Below are 14573 nucleotides of genomic sequence, written 5' to 3'. Positions count from 1 at the left end.
CCTCTGGTCCCAAACCAGATGCGCTACCAGGCTGCGCTACTCCCCGACATGGGATCACTGGTATAACAATGTCCGCGCGGCTGGCTGCCTGCCAACTTCGCAATGCGAGGCTGGTGGGCCCGGAGGGACTCGAACCCCCGACCTAGCCGTTATGAGCGGCCAGCTCTAACCAACTGAGCTACAGGCCCTGACCGGCTCGCCAACTACAAGCGGGCCGATAGCCGAACTTTGGGAGAATACGCAAGTCTTTATCTGACATAAACGTGGTAAAATTAAATTCAGAACCAAAGTGTCCAATTGTACCAAGCGCACATAGTCTTCGCGACAATGGCAAAGCCTAGTAATCGTCAACGCCCGATTCCACCCATAAAGGCATCCATTATTGGGCCCCTCATTATGGGACAATTGCATTGCTGCATAATTATATTATAAGCAATGGGCGAAATAGAAATGGAAATTACAAAATCATGGCCAATACGAACCTTGACGCGATAGATATGAAGCTTTTGGCCGAATTGCAGGCCGACGGCCGCATAACCAATGTAGAGCTCGCTACTAAGGTCGGCTTGACCGCACCACCCTGTCTACGTCGTATGCGGGCGCTTGAACAATCGGGTACAATTAAATCCTATCATGCCGATGTCGATGCAAGCGCGCTGGGCTACACCATCACCGTTTTTGCGATGGTCAGCCTGAAAAGTCAGGCTGAGGATGATTTGAAAGCGTTTGAACAACATGTCCGCGCATTACCCGATGTGCGTGAGTGCCACATGCTCAACGGCGAAATTGACTTTATTTTGAAAATCGTCGCCCGCGATCTTCAGTCATTTCAGGAATTTCTGACCTCAAAACTGACATCTGCTCCCAATGTTAGCAGCGTCAAAACGTCGCTCACGATCCGCACGGCCAAGGACGAGCCCGGCGTCCCTATTCCTCAGGCATAAAAAAGGGCCCGATTGCGCGGGCCCTTTTTAATTTATCTGACCAAATCTCAGGTAGCTGGCGTTGCGGCAGCAGGCGTTGCTGCGGCATTTGCCCGATGGTAGATGAACATCAGCCAATATTCGGCAATCGCCTTACGGTTCGCGCCGTTGATCATAGCGAAGTCCGCCTTCGCACCAGCATAATCGCCAAGCATCGTTTTTGACATGGCCAAACGGAAACGAGTGCGATCGGTCTGGTCGCCGCCATCCTTGTCCAGAACCGGTGCCTTGCTCAATGCTGATTCATACAACTCCTTGGCGGTCTTGTAATTCTTGTGCGAGAAGAAGGAGTCGCCGGTAAGCGAGGCCAACATGCCTCTCGGGCTAGCCTTGGCAGGGGCGATCGTGCCCGCAAGAGTGCGTGTGTCTTCCGCAAGACGGGCCTTCGCTTCGTTATAGCGCTCGCTGAACGTCACATTGTTGCGCGAGATTAAACCCTTGGCGAAGCCTTCGTCCAGCAAAGACACTGCCTCTGCCGGGTAACGCACACCGATATAGCTCAGGCTGTCGAGATAGGCGGCATATTCTTGTTGAAAACGGATGCCATCGGTCGCGCGCATCAAACGCATGATGTCGAGCGTTTCTTCTGGATTGAATTCGCGCGAGCGATCAAAAAATGCGAGCGCATCATGCCAATAGTCCGGATTATTCTCAGCGATGATCAAATCCTTGTAGAAATTAGCTGCGCCAGCGTAATTCTTCGCCTTGGCGGACAGGATCGCAGCACGCACGACGTAGGTCTTGTTCATGGCCCCCGCAGCCTTGCTAGCGGCAATCGCTTTGCTTATCCACGAAATCGCGTCTGCATCCTTGCCCTGCTGCGACATGGCATTGGAAATTAGGAATTCGATGTTGTTGTCACGGTGGCCCAGATTATAGGCGTCGATCATATATTTTTCGGCATCAGCAAAGCGCTTGCCGTCATAACCAATCGCGCCTTTGCGGAAGGTATATTCCCTCTTCAAATCGGCAGGGGTGGTGGCAGACGCAATCAACAAATCAATGCCCTGTTCCTGAAACGCCAGATCTTTCAAGGGCGCGCCGATGTTAATGGCTAATATGCCTGCTTCGTAACGATCATCATCATTGCCAATGGCAGCAACAACCTTTGGAAACTCTGCCTTAGCGGCTGCTGCGTCCTTCGCTTTGCTCAACAAATTCAACACCGGCATATAAGCCGCGATAAAAGGCTTTGAATAATTTCTCTTGGGTGCGGCAGCCGCTTCCTTACCCTTTTTTTCTTTCTTTGGCTTTTCATTGGACTGCGCAAATGCGGCAGGTGCAGCAGACACCGCTACCAACGAAAGAGCGAGGGCAAATTTTGAAACCAGTTTCATGTAACTCTCCGCATAATTATTAAGCCTTGGGGCTTCTTCAGCTTGGTTTATAGGACCTTGCTAACGTCTGTGCAATTGCCATAGCGCGATTGCATAAATTCCCGTTGAACGAACCGGAGCAAAAAACAAGTGGGTGAAAGCAGTGCAGTCATCATTGGTGCACGGGGCGGCATTGGGGCCGCGCTGGCAGATGTTTTGGAAAAAGACCCCAATTATGCGCAAGTCATCCGGTTGCACCGTGAAAGCAATCCGCCCGTGAATTTATTGGACGAGACCAGCATTGCGGCCGCAGCCGCATCTTTGACCACTGCACTTCCGCCGATAAGCTTGGTGCTTGTCGCAACTGGACTGCTGCATTCGAACCAAAATGGCCCGGAAAAGAGTTTGCGTGAACTCGATCCGGACTGGATGATCGAAAACTTCCGCATAAACGCCGTTGGCCCTGCCCTCGTCGCCAAGCATTTCCTGCCTATCATGGCCAAGCAGGGTCCAATATGCTTTGCCGCTTTGTCCGCGCGGGTGGGTAGCATCTCTGACAATCGCTTGGGTGGGTGGCACAGCTATCGTGCATCTAAATCCGCGCTCAATATGTTGATCCGAAATATCGCAATCGAATGGCAACGCAAAAATCCGCAATCCGTTGTAGTCGGTCTACATCCCGGCACCGTCGAGACGGCGCTGAGCGCTCCATTCAAGGGCAATCCTGCGCATGAACGCTTTTCCCCTGCCCGTGCAGCTGGAGACATGCTCAGCGTGCTCCACGGACTGAAACCGGAGCAAAGCGGGCAGATTTTTGCTTATGACGGAAGCTTGGTCGCGCCCTAACCGCCGCGAAGGTGTGAATCTGTGGATAAGCTGGTGAAAAACCCGCAATTGGGACAGTCGCATGTGGCCATTTCGGCGCGTTGGGTCTAGGGTCAGGCTATTATAAAAATATAAGGATTTTCGCGGCGTGACCGACGACATTATTACTTTTGACCCATCGGACATTTCACCCGTCGACATTGTCGATGAAATGAAGTCGAGTTATCTCGATTATGCGATGTCGGTCATTGTATCGCGGGCCCTGCCCGATGTGCGCGATGGTCTAAAGCCCGTTCACCGCCGGATTTTGTTCGCCAGCCAAGAAGGCGGATTTGTCGCTGGGCGGCCTTATCGCAAATCGGCTAAGATCGTCGGCGACGTCATGGGCAATTATCACCCGCATGGCGACAGCGCGATTTACGACGCATTGGCCCGCATGACCCAGGATTGGTCAATGCGTGTACCGTTGATCGATGGTCAGGGGAACTTCGGCTCGATGGATCCCGATCCGCCAGCATCGATGCGTTACACCGAGGCGCGGCTCAACAAGGTCGCAAACGCGCTTCTGGATGATCTTGATAAGGACACGGTTGATTTTCAGCCCAATTATGACGGCAGCCGGGAAGAGCCGCAGGTTCTACCTGCCCGTTTCCCGAATCTTTTGGTCAATGGCGCTGGCGGTATTGCCGTCGGCATGGCGACCAACATCCCGCCACATAATTTGGGCGAAGTCATCAAAGCGTGCTTGGCCTATATCGATAATCCGGCGATCACAATTGATGAACTCATCGAAATTGTCCCTGCCCCCGATTTTCCAACTGGACCGCTGATCCTCGGCACGGGCGGCGCACGGGCAGCCTATCGTGAGGGCAAGGGTTCCATCATGCAGCGCGCGCGGCATGAAATCGAAGAAGGAAAAGGCGATCGCCGCTCCATCGTCCTCACCAGCATTCCATTTCAAGTAGGCAAATCTGCCCTTGTCGAAAAAATCGCCGAGGCCGCAAAGGATAAGCGCATTGAAGGCGTGTCCGACATTCGCGATGAATCGAGCCGCAAGGGCGTGCGTATCGTCATCGACTTAAAGCGCGATGCCACCACTGATGTTGTCCTCAACCAATTGTGGCGCCATACACAGGCGCAATCGAGCTTCCCCGCCAATATGCTCGCCATTCGTGGTGGCCGGCCCGAAGTCTTGAACCTGCGCGACATCATTGAATCTTTCATTCGGTTCCGCGAAGAAGTGATTACCCGCCGGACAAAGTTTGAGCTGAACAAGGCCCGCGAACGCGCGCATTTGTTGCTTGGCCTTGTCGTTGCAGTGACCAATTTGGACGAAGTCGTGCGTATCATCCGTGGCTCCGCCAGCCCCGCCGAAGCGCGCGCGGCATTGATTGCGCGCAAATGGCCCATCGCCGAAATCGCATCCTACATCAAATTGGTAGAAGCGGTCGAAACTGAGATTACCGGCGACAGCTATCAATTGTCGGAGCTGCAGGTTCGCGCCATTCTTGAATTGCGCCTGCATCGCCTGACGGCACTTGGCCGTGACGAAATTGGCAAGGAACTTCAGGGTCTTGCAGAAAATATCGCAGAATATCTCGCAATCTTGGGCGACCGGGTAAAGCTATATGCTGTTTTGCGTGACGAATTGGTCGCGATTGATGCCGAATTCTCCACCCCGCGTCTTTGCGAGATAACCGCAAGCTGGGATGGCTTGGACGACGAAGACCTTATGGAGCGGGAGGAAATGGTCGTTACCGTCACCCATGGCGGTTACATCAAACGTACCGCTTTGGCGACATTCCGCGCGCAAAACCGTGGCGGCAAGGGCCGCGCTGGCATGGCCACAAAGGATGAGGATGCCGTTACCGAATTGTTCGTTACCAGCACCCACACGCCCGTATTGTTCTTCTCCAACATCGGTAAGGTTTATCGTCTGAAGGTGTGGAAACTACCCGAAGGCGGCCCGTCCACGCGCGGACGTCCTATGGTAAACCTACTACCATTGGGCGAAGGCGAAGTCATTTCCAACGTTTTGACCCTGCCCGAGGATGAAGCTGAATGGGGCGGCCTGAGCGTCGTATTTGCGACGTCCAAGGGCTATGCCCGTCGCAACAGCATGGACGCCTTTGCCAATGTGCCAAGCAACGGCAAAATCGCCATGAAGTTCGAAGGCGATGATGCCGACGATAAATTGATCGGCGTTGAACTGCTAAGCGCTGAGGACGACATCTTGCTCGCAAGCCGCTATGGTAAGGCCATACGCTTTGCCGCTGATGACATTCGCGAATTCCAGAGCCGCGCATCAACAGGTGTGCGCGCGATGAAATTGGCGAAGGGTGACGCGGTTATCTCGCTGTCGATCCTCAAACGCGTTGGTACTTCGGGCGAAGAGCGTGAGGATTATCTGCGCTTTGCCCCTTGGAAGCCGGAGAAGGAAGGCGAGCCAACGATGACCGCCGAACGCATCGCGGAGCTGGCGGAGCGTGAACAGTTCATCCTAACGGTTTGCGCCAATGGTTATGGCAAATTGTCATCGGCTTATGGCTATCGCCGCACAGGTCGCGGCGGCCAGGGTATCACCAATATCGACAATATTGAACGCAACGGTCCCGTGGTGGCTAGTTTCCCCGCAACCAAGGGCGATCAGTTGATGCTTGTCACCGATCAGGCAAAGCTTATCCGTATGCCGCTCGACAGCTTGCGCGTTTTGGGTCGCGGAACCGCCGGCGTGCGCTTGTTCAATGTCGGCGATAATGAACATGTGGTCGGCGCGGCCAAGATCGACGAGAGCGATGAGGATGATGCCGAAATCTCCAACGAGAACGGCACTGAAGGCGAAGCCGCGGTTATTGTTACGCCGATAGAGGAATAGCTCAAGTCACCGTCACCTTGGATAAATGCTCTGTCACCCTGAAGCACGCTCTCGTCACCCTGAACTTGTTTCAGGGTCCATCATGCAGCACTATCAGGGTCAAGACGGATACATAGACCCTGAGACAAGTTCAGGGTGACGGAAAGGCGGAGCTAAGGGAAAACCTCTTCCTATATTGGGAAGCTCAATCCTTCTCCATTCAGTCGCGCTCTTCACCATCTGCAAAATGCCCGCGCTTTACCAAGGTCTGCGCAACGCCAACCGCAATCATTAGCACCCCAAAATAATAGAGATACCAGATAGCTATGCCCGACATGGTTGATCCCGCGAGCGGGCCAAGCTCCGCAAAGATCAGCAAATCGGAAACCACAAACAATATCGCACCAAGGCCGACACGGTACCGCGGGAAATTGCTGTTCCATGCCATGGCTGCCATGGCCGCGAGGATAACACTATAGGCCGCCACCTGAATGCCTTCGTCTTGGGTCGGCGGAAGGCCATAGGCAATGACTGGTGTGGCAACAAATATAATCCCAGCTATTAATTTTTGGCTGAATACTGGGCCAACACGGCGGTGACGGAAATATATGAGCATAGCCACCAAATGTCCGGCAGCAAAAGCCAAGGCACCGGCGACCATGCTGAGTTCAATCAACCCGTCACCCAACGTATAAAATGCGAGCATTATCGCCAGAAGGATGAATTCGCCTTCATGGTGCCGGCGCAAAGCAAATGGCACGAGCAGCCCTACCGCCGCCATTTTCCAAAGCATGGCATATAGACCGCCGTCAATCGGCAGGAACAGCCATGTCGCAGGAAAGCTTATGCCGGCAATCAAGCTGCCGAACAGATAGGGGCGTTTATGTGCGAGATCCTGAGCCATGTCCCACTGCATCGTGCAAACACCCGTGCAAAACAAGCGGAATATGCCCAATCATATTGTCCGCGGTTAGCCCCGGTCCACCGCGTACGCCAATATCGCCGTGTAGCCACGCCGCGATGCTGGCCGCGTCAAACGCCGTCACCCCCTGCGCCAGCAAACCGCATATCAGTCCGGTAAGTATATCACCCGATCCCGCAGTCGCCAGCCAAGGCGATGCATGGCGGTTCACCAACACGCGGCCATCGGGCGCTGCGACCCAAGTTTCAGAACCTTTCAGCAGCACAACACATTGCGCCCGATCCGCTGCAAGGCACGCAGCCTCCGCCCGATTTTCGGTCGGTATGTCCGGAAAAAGACGTCGAAACTCGCCAATATGGGGCGTCATCACGTCCGTCGGCCTCGTTAAGGCGCACAAAATAGAAGGGTCGCCTTCAAAGGCGGTCAGCGCGTCCGCGTCCAACACCACCGGGATATTCCGGCGCAGAATCTCTAGAACAGCCTGCTGTGCCGATGTACCTGCCCCCGGACCAATGGCAAAGGCAGTAACGCGATCATCGACACTGACAAAGGACATGTCCGTTTCGCGCAACATGATCGCGGTGACATGCCCGGCCTGTTCCGCCAATGCGGCCCTTTCGCCAATCAGCGTAACCAGCCCCGCCCCGACCGCCAATGCCGCCTGTGCAGACAGCCGCGAAGCGCCCGTGTGTAAGACAGGTCCGCTCCACACCATCGCATGCCCACGGCTATATTTATGCGCGTTAGAAGGCGGCGGAACCAGCGATGGCCGCAAGATAATGCCTTCGCCGGATGAGTTAGGTGTAAATCCCATAACCCATCTTGGCGCTTTTGCCTGTGCAGCGCCAAAGATTTTTGATAGCCGCGCGCTCATGACCAAAAAATATGATGTCCAGATTATCGGTGGCGGCCTCGCAGGCTGCGAAGCGGCGTGGCAATTGGCCCAGCGCGGGATAGCTGTGCGGCTTTCGGAAATGCGTGGGTCGGGCGAGATGACGCCCGCGCATCAAACCGATGGTCTGGCTGAATTGGTATGCTCCAACAGTTTTCGGTCGGACGACGCCGAAAACAATGCCGTTGGCCTTTTGCATCAGGAAATGCGCGATCTGGGTTCGCTCATCATGCAAGCTGCAGAAGTGGCTAAGGTGCCAGCAGGTTCCGCACTTGCCGTTGATCGTGATGTATTTTCAGAGACCGTGACAAAGTATCTCGAAAGCAACAGCAACATCGAAATCGTGCGCGAACGCGTTGACGTCATTCCAACCGATCGGCCAGTCATCATCGCCACTGGCCCGTTGACAGCAACAAACCTCGCCGAAAGCATCATGGCGAAAACCGGTGAAGACCGCCTCGCTTTCTTCGATGCGATTGCGCCAATTGTGTATCATGACAGCATCGACATGGATATTGCTTGGTATGCCTCGCGCTGGGACAAAGGCGATGGCAAGGATTACATCAACTGCCCGATGGACGAGGCGCAATATCGCGCCTTTCACCAAGGCTTGCTTGACTCCGAGAAAGCCGAGTTCAAGGAATGGGAAACCAACACCCCCTATTTCGAAGGCTGTATGCCGATTGAGGTCATGGCATCGCGCGGGTTGGACACGCTGCGCTTTGGCCCGATGAAGCCTGTTGGTCTCGACAACCCCAGAACGGGCCGTTGGGCGCATGCTGTCGTGCAATTACGGCAGGATAATAAGCAAGGCACCTTGTGGAACATGGTCGGCTTTCAAACAAAGATGAAGCACAAAGCGCAGGTCGAGTTGCTCCGCACTATCCCGGGCCTCGAAAAGGCAGAGTTTGCTCGGCTCGGCGGGTTGCATCGAAACACCTTCATCCGCTCGCCGATTTTATTGGACCGTCAGCTTCGATTAAAATCTGCGCCACATATCCGCTTTGCAGGGCAAATCACGGGCTGCGAAGGCTATGTCGAAAGCAGCGCGGTTGGCTTGATGGCAGGTATCATGACGGCGGCGGAATTGGGCGGACGCATGGTGACAGCACCCCCATTGACCACGGCGCTTGGTGCATTGCTCGGTCATATCACAGGCGACGCGCTGGCCGACGATTATCAGCCCATGAACATCAATTTTGGCCTATTCGCCCCGCTGGATGAAAAAGTGCATAAGAAATCGCGCAAGGCCGCGATGACCGGCAGGGCGCGGACAGATTTAAACAGCTGGATCGCCGCCCAAGCCATCGCGGCTTAGCAACGGCACCCTGGCTTTGCGACTGCTTTGGGACGGGTTTTCAGAAATTCCTTGCGTTTCAGAAGCTGATCTTTGTTACCATCGGCGCTCGCAAAGCGTTGGCCAGTGGCGACGGCCCATTCCTCAAACGTCAGCAAATTATTGCCATCGCTATCCAGCGCCTTGAACGCCTTGGTCCGGCTGCCCATCATTTCGAGGCGTGAGACAAACTCATCCTTGTTACGATCATAGCGGTTGAAACGCATTTCCTCACGGCTGGCTTTAGGCGCCTCCGGCGGTGTGGGCGGCGCGAGGCCAAAGGCAGGCGCATCGGATCTAGCCAAAGGCAGCCTGTCAGAAATAGCAGCGGGCGGCGGCGGCGCAGGGATAAACGATGGCTGATTGGCCATGCTCTGCCAAATCAATAGTCCGCCACCTGCCATGAATAAGGCCGCAAAACCGCCGATTAACATACGCTGCATTATAAACGCCTTCCGATTGGCCTCTAGCCATCGAAAGATACACTTAAATGCCTGTTAATGCATGTAAAATTAATCTTGGTCCTGACACGTTTTGCACAGACATCGTCAAAATAGATAATGGACGTAAGGCCCGCGCCTTTAGCAACGGCGCAGATGGCATATGGAAATGTGCAACCCGTTCTGGAAAAGCAATCCGCAAGGCTTCAAGCGCCCAGCTCCGTCCAATTGGCCCGACATCCTGCACAGAGCCGATCCAAACGGCATAGGTTATAAAAATCGCCTCCGCGCGCAATTCGGCGTGCGTGTCCATGGCCTCTTGGCTGAACGGCTCGCTGCCCAGTAGATGCTCCCACGCGGAAGCCAGCGCCTCAAATGCACTTAATGGTATTTGGTCACCTACTTGGTTTAGCGCCTGCAGTAATGGCTCGCCTTTTGGTCGCGCCTCAGCTGCGCTGGAAAAAGCTTCGCGCCACCAAGCCATCTTTATTTGCGCGATCATCGGCTCGCGCGCATTGCGCAATATTTCGGCAAAGCGCTGGTCGACTTGCAGAAGCAGCGCAAATGCAGAACGAAGTTCTCTCGGCGCATAGGCAATGGCCAGCCGAGCAGGTGGAGATAGTTCCAAAGCGGTATCCACCGTCATCTGCGCACCCGAGACAATCTAGTCACCGCGCGATTAGACCCCAAGTGTTCTGCGAACGCCAGCAACAATCTTGTCCGCATTCACCAGCATCGCCTTCTCCAGATTTGCCGCATAGGGCATCGGAACGTCTTCGTTCGTGATGCGCAAAACCGGTGCGTCTAAATCGTCGAAGCCTTCTTCCATGCATATTGCCAGAATTTCGCTACCGACCGAACATGTTGGCCAACCTTCCTCGGCGACAACCAAGCGGTTGGTTTTTGCAAGACTTGCCAAAACCGTTGCCTTGTCGAGGGGACGAATGGTGCGCAGGTCAATGACTTCAGCTTTTATCCCTTCTTCGGCCAGTCGATCCGCTGCCTCAAGAGAAAGGCCAACGCCGATGGAGTAGCTAACAATAGTTATGTCGGTCCCTTCACGCATGATCCGCGCTTTGCCGATGGGTAGAACATGATCGTCGCTTATGGGAACTTCGTAGCTGCGGCCATAGAGCAATTCATTTTCTAGGAATACGACCGGATCCTCGCAACGAATGGCCGCTTTCAACAGGCCTTTGGCGTCAGCGGCGTCATAAGGCGCTATTACAATAAGCCCAGGTACACTGGCATACCAAGGTGCATAATTTTGGCTGTGCTGCGCCCCCACGCGCGCAGCGGCACCATTGGGACCACGGAACACAATGGGGCATCGCATTTGGCCGCCGGACATATAATTGGTCTTCGCCGCCGAGTTGATAATGTGATCAATCGCCTGCATGGCAAAGTTGAAGGTCATGAACTCGATGATTGGCCTTAAGCCGCCCATCGCTGCCCCTGTGCCAACGCCAGCAAAGCCATATTCCGTAATGGGTGTATCGATCACCCGGCGTGCGCCGAATTCGTCGAGCAGACCTTGCGTGACCTTATAGGCACCCTGATATTCGGCGACTTCCTCACCCATGACAAACACGCGGTCGTCGCGGCGCATTTCCTCGGCCATCGCATCGCGCAAGGCTTCGCGCAAGGTGACGGTTTGCATTGCACCGTTCGCGGTAACAGCGCTGGTTTCAGTGAGCTTCAAATTCGAGGCATTGGCAGGCGGTGCACTATGTGCCGGCATCTCAACTGGAGCCGATACAACTGGTTTCGGAGATGGCGCAGCTGCCTCCTCCCCTTCACTTGTAATAAGGGCAATCACGGTGCCAACCTTGACACCATCGGTACCTGCCGCGACATTAATCGACGAAATCACGCCTTCGTCGACAGCTTCAAATTCCATTGTCGCCTTATCCGTTTCGATCTCGGCAAGAATATCTCCAGATTTGACATGATCGCCTTCTTTGACCAGCCATTTGGCCAAGGTGCCTTCTTCCATCGTTGGCGAAAGCGCCGGCATCTTTAGTTCGATTGCCATCAATATTGCTCCACCAGCACGTCAGTATATAATTCGGAAAGGTCCGGCTCAGGTGAAGTTTCGGCAAAATCTGCGGACTCATTCACAATCTGCCGGATCTCTTTTTCAATCACCTTCAACGCGTCTTCACCCACACCCATTTCCGCAAGATAGGCCTTGCAGCCTTCGATAGGGTCGCTGTTGTCACGGACCGATTGGACCTCATCACGGCTGCGGTACTTAGCAGGGTCAGACATGGAATGCCCCCGATAACGGTAGGTTTTCATTTCCAACAATACAGGGCCTTTGCCACTGCGCACCCAATCCAGCGCAACCTCTGCCGCACCGCGTACCGCGAGCACATCCATGCCGTCGACCTGAATACCGGGAATGCGGAAGCTCTCACCGCGGCGGTAAAGCTGGTCTTCGGAAGATGCACGGTTGACGCTGGTGCCCATCGCATATTGGTTGTTTTCGATTACAAAGATGATTGGCAGTTTCCAAAGCTCCGCCATGTTGAAGCTTTCATATACCTGCCCTTGGTTGGATGCGCCGTCGCCAAAATAGGCAAGGCATACGCCACCATCATTTGCATATTTATGCCCAAAGGCAAGGCCCGCACCGAGCGATACCTGCGCACCGACAATACCATGACCGCCGTAAAATTTATGTTCGGTCGAAAACATGTGCATCGACCCGCCCTTGCCCTTCGAAATGCCCGCAGCGCGGCCGGTCAGCTCTGCCATGATGACATTGGGATCAATACCATAAGCCAACATATGGCCATGGTCCCGATAGCCAGTGATGACGCTGTCCTTGCCTGGCGTCAGAGCGGATTGCAGGCCAATCGCAACCGCTTCTTGCCCAATATATAAATGGCAAAAACCACCAATAAGACCTAGGCCGTAAAGCTGCCCCGCCTTTTCCTCGAACCGCCGGATCAGCAACATGTCACGGTAGAACTTCAGCAGCTCTTCCTTAGTCGCTTTATACGGCACTGGCTCCGTGGGACGCTCCCGATTGGCGCGTGCTGCGTCTTCGCTAACACTTGCCTTCTTAGAAGCAGATTTTTTCGCTGGGGTGGTGGCCAAAATCATTTCCTTTAGTGGAATTATTATTTGCGCGTGCAACGGCGCCTAGCCAAAATCGGGAGAGCTGAAAAGCGCTTTTCCGCAACGGAAAGCGGTGCATAGCTATTCATTTGAAGGCCAGCGCCTTAGTTTAAAGGAACGACAACCTCGTCTGGGGCAACAACGTTCAATTCTTTGCGCATCAGTTCACCCGCAAGGTCCGGGTCGACATTGTCACGGTCCAACAATAGCTGCCGATTTCTTAAGGCGTCCCGTTCTTTCTGCAACTTTGCCAGCTCAATTTTGCGCTCACTCAAAGCCGCGCGATAGTCGGTCCATGCAATAATACCCGTCGGACCCAGCAGCGCATAAGACGCGATCCCGAGCAAGGCCAGAAGCCCCAAGGCAGGGCCGACCACTGACTTTATATATTCCGGTTTTTTATTGCCGCGGACCATGTTCAGACTGAATCATATTTTACACGAGTTGGCAAGGATATCACGGTCAGCGGAAAATAGCCCGACCAGCATAAATCGCAGATGTACCGAGCTCTTCTTCAATACGGATGAGCTGGTTATACTTTGCCAACCGGTCGGAACGCGCCAGGCTTCCGGTTTTGATCTGACCGCAATTGGTTGCCACGGCCAAGTCGGCAATCGTGGCGTCTTCGGTCTCACCGGAACGGTGCGACATAACGGCTGTGTACGACGCACGATGTGCCATAGACACGGCAGCGAGCGTCTCCGTCAAAGTACCGATTTGGTTGACCTTAACCAGCAAAGAGTTTGCAAGCCCCTTGCCGATACCCATCGATAGGCGCTCCGGATTCGTTACAAACAAATCGTCGCCTACCAACTGCACGTCTGATCCGATTTTGTCGGTGATAGCCTTCCAACCTTCAAAATCGTCTTCGCTCATGCCATCCTCAATCGACAATATGGGATAGTCCTTACACAAGGCCGCGAGATAATCGGCCATTTCATGTGGCGTGAGGGAGAGCCCCTCACCGGATATTTCATATTTGCCGTTGCGGAAAAACTCGGTCGCGGCGCAATCCAGTGCCAAGACGATATCTTCGCCTGCTTTAAAACCTGCCTTTTCAACGGACGCCATGATGAAATCCAACGCATCACGGGTCGACGCCAAATTGGGGGCAAAACCACCTTCGTCACCAACTGAAGTTGCAAGCCCCTTTTCATGCAGGCCTTTTTTTAGCGTATGGAATATTTCTGAACCCCAACGGACAGCTTCTGCAATTGAGCCTGCACCGACGGGCATGACCATGAATTCCTGAAAATCAATCGGGTTATCGGCATGTTCACCGCCATTGATGATATTCATCATCGGTACCGGCAGGACATGCGCATTTACGCCGCCAACATAGCGATACAGAGGAAGCCCGCGCGCGTCCGCTGCCGCTTTGGCTACGGCAAGACTGACCCCCAGGATCGCATTCGCGCCAAGGTTCGATTTATTGTCCGTGCCATCAAGGTCAATCATGACCGCATCGATATTTTCTTGCTCCTCGGCGTCCAGTTCGACGAGCGCTTCAAAAATGGGACCATTAACGGCCTCAATCGCTTGAAGCACGCCCTTGCCCATATATTTAGACATGTCGCCATCACGCTTCTCGACCGCCTCATAGGCGCCTGTAGAAGCACCTGACGGTACTGCGGCACGGCCGAAGCTACCATCCTCCAACACAACATCGACTTCAACCGTAGGATTGCCCCGGCTGTCTAGGATCTGGCGTGCGTGAATATCAAGGATAGCTGTCATAACTGGGATCCGTTTGTGCGTGTGAGGAGTTATGTCAGCGCGTCTATCCTTGTGATCGGGATTTGGCAACGATGCTCCGACATATCGATTTTAAAACTAAATTTGCGGTGCTATAGTTGACTAAGGCACCCGCAATGCAAAT

Annotated in this window: 13 protein-coding genes and 1 tRNA gene; 4 read left to right on the top strand and 10 right to left on the bottom strand. The window is 54.1% G+C overall.

Annotation, left to right across the window (positions count from 1 at the left end):
* Positions 1–111 precede the first annotated feature (111 nt).
* A tRNA-Ile gene (locus tag ACILP4_RS01700) sits at positions 112–188 on the bottom strand.
* 279 nt (positions 189–467) lie between these two features.
* Between ACILP4_RS01700 and ACILP4_RS01695 the strand changes: the two genes are divergently transcribed.
* Complete coding sequence (locus ACILP4_RS01695) at positions 468–944, top strand: Lrp/AsnC family transcriptional regulator (RefSeq protein ID WP_296199336.1); 477 nt, start codon at positions 468–470, stop codon at positions 942–944.
* 47 nt (positions 945–991) lie between these two features.
* On the opposite strand, the gene ACILP4_RS01690 is transcribed toward ACILP4_RS01695, so the two are convergent.
* On the bottom strand, positions 992–2320 hold the full coding sequence (locus ACILP4_RS01690; RefSeq protein WP_395619022.1) for a hypothetical protein: 1329 nt from the start codon (positions 2318–2320) through the stop codon (positions 992–994).
* Between the two features lie 129 nt (positions 2321–2449).
* Here ACILP4_RS01690 and ACILP4_RS01685 point away from each other — a divergent pair, with 129 nt between their 5' ends.
* Positions 2450–3145, top strand: coding sequence for an SDR family NAD(P)-dependent oxidoreductase (locus ACILP4_RS01685; RefSeq protein ID WP_395619021.1), 696 nt, complete (start codon positions 2450–2452; stop codon positions 3143–3145).
* A 127-nt stretch (positions 3146–3272) separates the two neighbouring features.
* The gene (gene gyrA / locus ACILP4_RS01680; protein ID WP_395619020.1) at positions 3273–5999 is read left to right on the top strand and encodes a DNA gyrase subunit A; all 2727 of its coding nucleotides are present in this window, start codon (positions 3273–3275) and stop codon (positions 5997–5999) included.
* A 199-nt stretch (positions 6000–6198) separates the two neighbouring features.
* Here gyrA and ACILP4_RS01675 read toward each other — a convergent pair whose 3' ends face one another.
* Both ACILP4_RS01675 and ACILP4_RS01670 read right to left on the bottom strand, forming a co-directional pair.
* Positions 6199–6882: a lysoplasmalogenase gene (locus tag ACILP4_RS01675; RefSeq protein WP_395619019.1), complete on the bottom strand. Its 684-nt coding sequence runs from the start codon at positions 6880–6882 to the stop codon at positions 6199–6201.
* Positions 6860–7714 carry an NAD(P)H-hydrate dehydratase gene (locus ACILP4_RS01670; RefSeq protein WP_395619018.1) on the bottom strand — a complete coding sequence of 285 codons (855 nt, stop codon included), beginning with the start codon at positions 7712–7714 and terminating at the stop codon, positions 6860–6862. Before ACILP4_RS01670 ends, ACILP4_RS01675 begins: the two co-directional genes overlap by 23 nt.
* Before the next feature lie 58 nt (positions 7715–7772).
* Here ACILP4_RS01670 and trmFO point away from each other — a divergent pair, with 58 nt between their 5' ends.
* Complete coding sequence (trmFO, locus tag ACILP4_RS01665; protein WP_395619017.1) at positions 7773–9110, top strand: methylenetetrahydrofolate--tRNA-(uracil(54)-C(5))-methyltransferase (FADH(2)-oxidizing) TrmFO; 1338 nt, start codon at positions 7773–7775, stop codon at positions 9108–9110.
* Here trmFO and ACILP4_RS01660 read toward each other — a convergent pair.
* The 6 genes from ACILP4_RS01660 to eno form a co-directional block, all read right to left on the bottom strand.
* Entirely contained in the window at positions 9107–9571 is a 465-nt protein-coding gene (locus tag ACILP4_RS01660) for a hypothetical protein (protein ID WP_395619016.1), read from the bottom strand. The two genes, trmFO and ACILP4_RS01660, sit on opposite strands and share 4 nt — an antisense overlap.
* A 43-nt stretch (positions 9572–9614) precedes the next feature.
* Positions 9615–10214, bottom strand: coding sequence for a squalene/phytoene synthase family protein (locus ACILP4_RS01655; RefSeq protein WP_395619015.1), 600 nt, complete (start codon positions 10212–10214; stop codon positions 9615–9617).
* Positions 10215–10247: 33 nt separating this feature from the next.
* A complete protein-coding gene (locus ACILP4_RS01650) occupies positions 10248–11603 on the bottom strand; it encodes a pyruvate dehydrogenase complex E1 component subunit beta (protein WP_395619014.1) in 1356 nt (451 codons plus the stop codon).
* The gene (pdhA, locus tag ACILP4_RS01645) at positions 11603–12679 is read right to left on the bottom strand and encodes a pyruvate dehydrogenase (acetyl-transferring) E1 component subunit alpha (protein WP_395619013.1); all 1077 of its coding nucleotides are present in this window, start codon (positions 12677–12679) and stop codon (positions 11603–11605) included. The genes ACILP4_RS01650 and pdhA overlap by 1 nt, the downstream gene beginning before the upstream one ends.
* Positions 12680–12798: 119 nt before the next feature.
* A complete protein-coding gene (locus tag ACILP4_RS01640; RefSeq protein WP_395619012.1) occupies positions 12799–13110 on the bottom strand; it encodes a septum formation initiator family protein in 312 nt (103 codons plus the stop codon).
* A 46-nt stretch (positions 13111–13156) separates the two neighbouring features.
* A complete protein-coding gene (eno, locus tag ACILP4_RS01635) occupies positions 13157–14431 on the bottom strand; it encodes a phosphopyruvate hydratase (protein ID WP_395619011.1) in 1275 nt (424 codons plus the stop codon).
* Between the last annotated feature and the right edge of the window lie 142 nt (positions 14432–14573).

Origin of the sequence: Sphingorhabdus sp., from assembly GCF_044239045.1 — a bacterium.
In the GTDB taxonomy this organism is placed as follows: Bacteria; Pseudomonadota; Alphaproteobacteria; order Sphingomonadales; family Sphingomonadaceae; genus Sphingorhabdus_B.
This window is presented reverse-complemented; position numbering and strand designations above follow the sequence as displayed.

Coding starts and splice junctions, on each gene's coding strand:
- eno (WP_395619011.1), bottom strand. CDS start 14,431: ATGACAGCTATCCTTGATATTCACGCACGCCAGATCCTAGACAGCCGG.
- ACILP4_RS01670 (WP_395619018.1), bottom strand. CDS start 7,714: ATGGGATTTACACCTAACTCATCCGGCGAAGGCATTATCTTGCGGCCA.
- ACILP4_RS01640 (WP_395619012.1), bottom strand. CDS start 13,110: ATGGTCCGCGGCAATAAAAAACCGGAATATATAAAGTCAGTGGTCGGC.
- ACILP4_RS01655 (WP_395619015.1), bottom strand. CDS start 10,214: ATGACGGTGGATACCGCTTTGGAACTATCTCCACCTGCTCGGCTGGCC.
- trmFO (WP_395619017.1), top strand. CDS start 7,773: ATGACCAAAAAATATGATGTCCAGATTATCGGTGGCGGCCTCGCAGGC.
- ACILP4_RS01690 (WP_395619022.1), bottom strand. CDS start 2,320: ATGAAACTGGTTTCAAAATTTGCCCTCGCTCTTTCGTTGGTAGCGGTG.
- ACILP4_RS01695 (WP_296199336.1), top strand. CDS start 468: ATGGCCAATACGAACCTTGACGCGATAGATATGAAGCTTTTGGCCGAA.
- ACILP4_RS01660 (WP_395619016.1), bottom strand. CDS start 9,571: ATGCAGCGTATGTTAATCGGCGGTTTTGCGGCCTTATTCATGGCAGGT.
- ACILP4_RS01650 (WP_395619014.1), bottom strand. CDS start 11,603: ATGGCAATCGAACTAAAGATGCCGGCGCTTTCGCCAACGATGGAAGAA.
- ACILP4_RS01675 (WP_395619019.1), bottom strand. CDS start 6,882: ATGGCTCAGGATCTCGCACATAAACGCCCCTATCTGTTCGGCAGCTTG.
- pdhA (WP_395619013.1), bottom strand. CDS start 12,679: ATGATTTTGGCCACCACCCCAGCGAAAAAATCTGCTTCTAAGAAGGCA.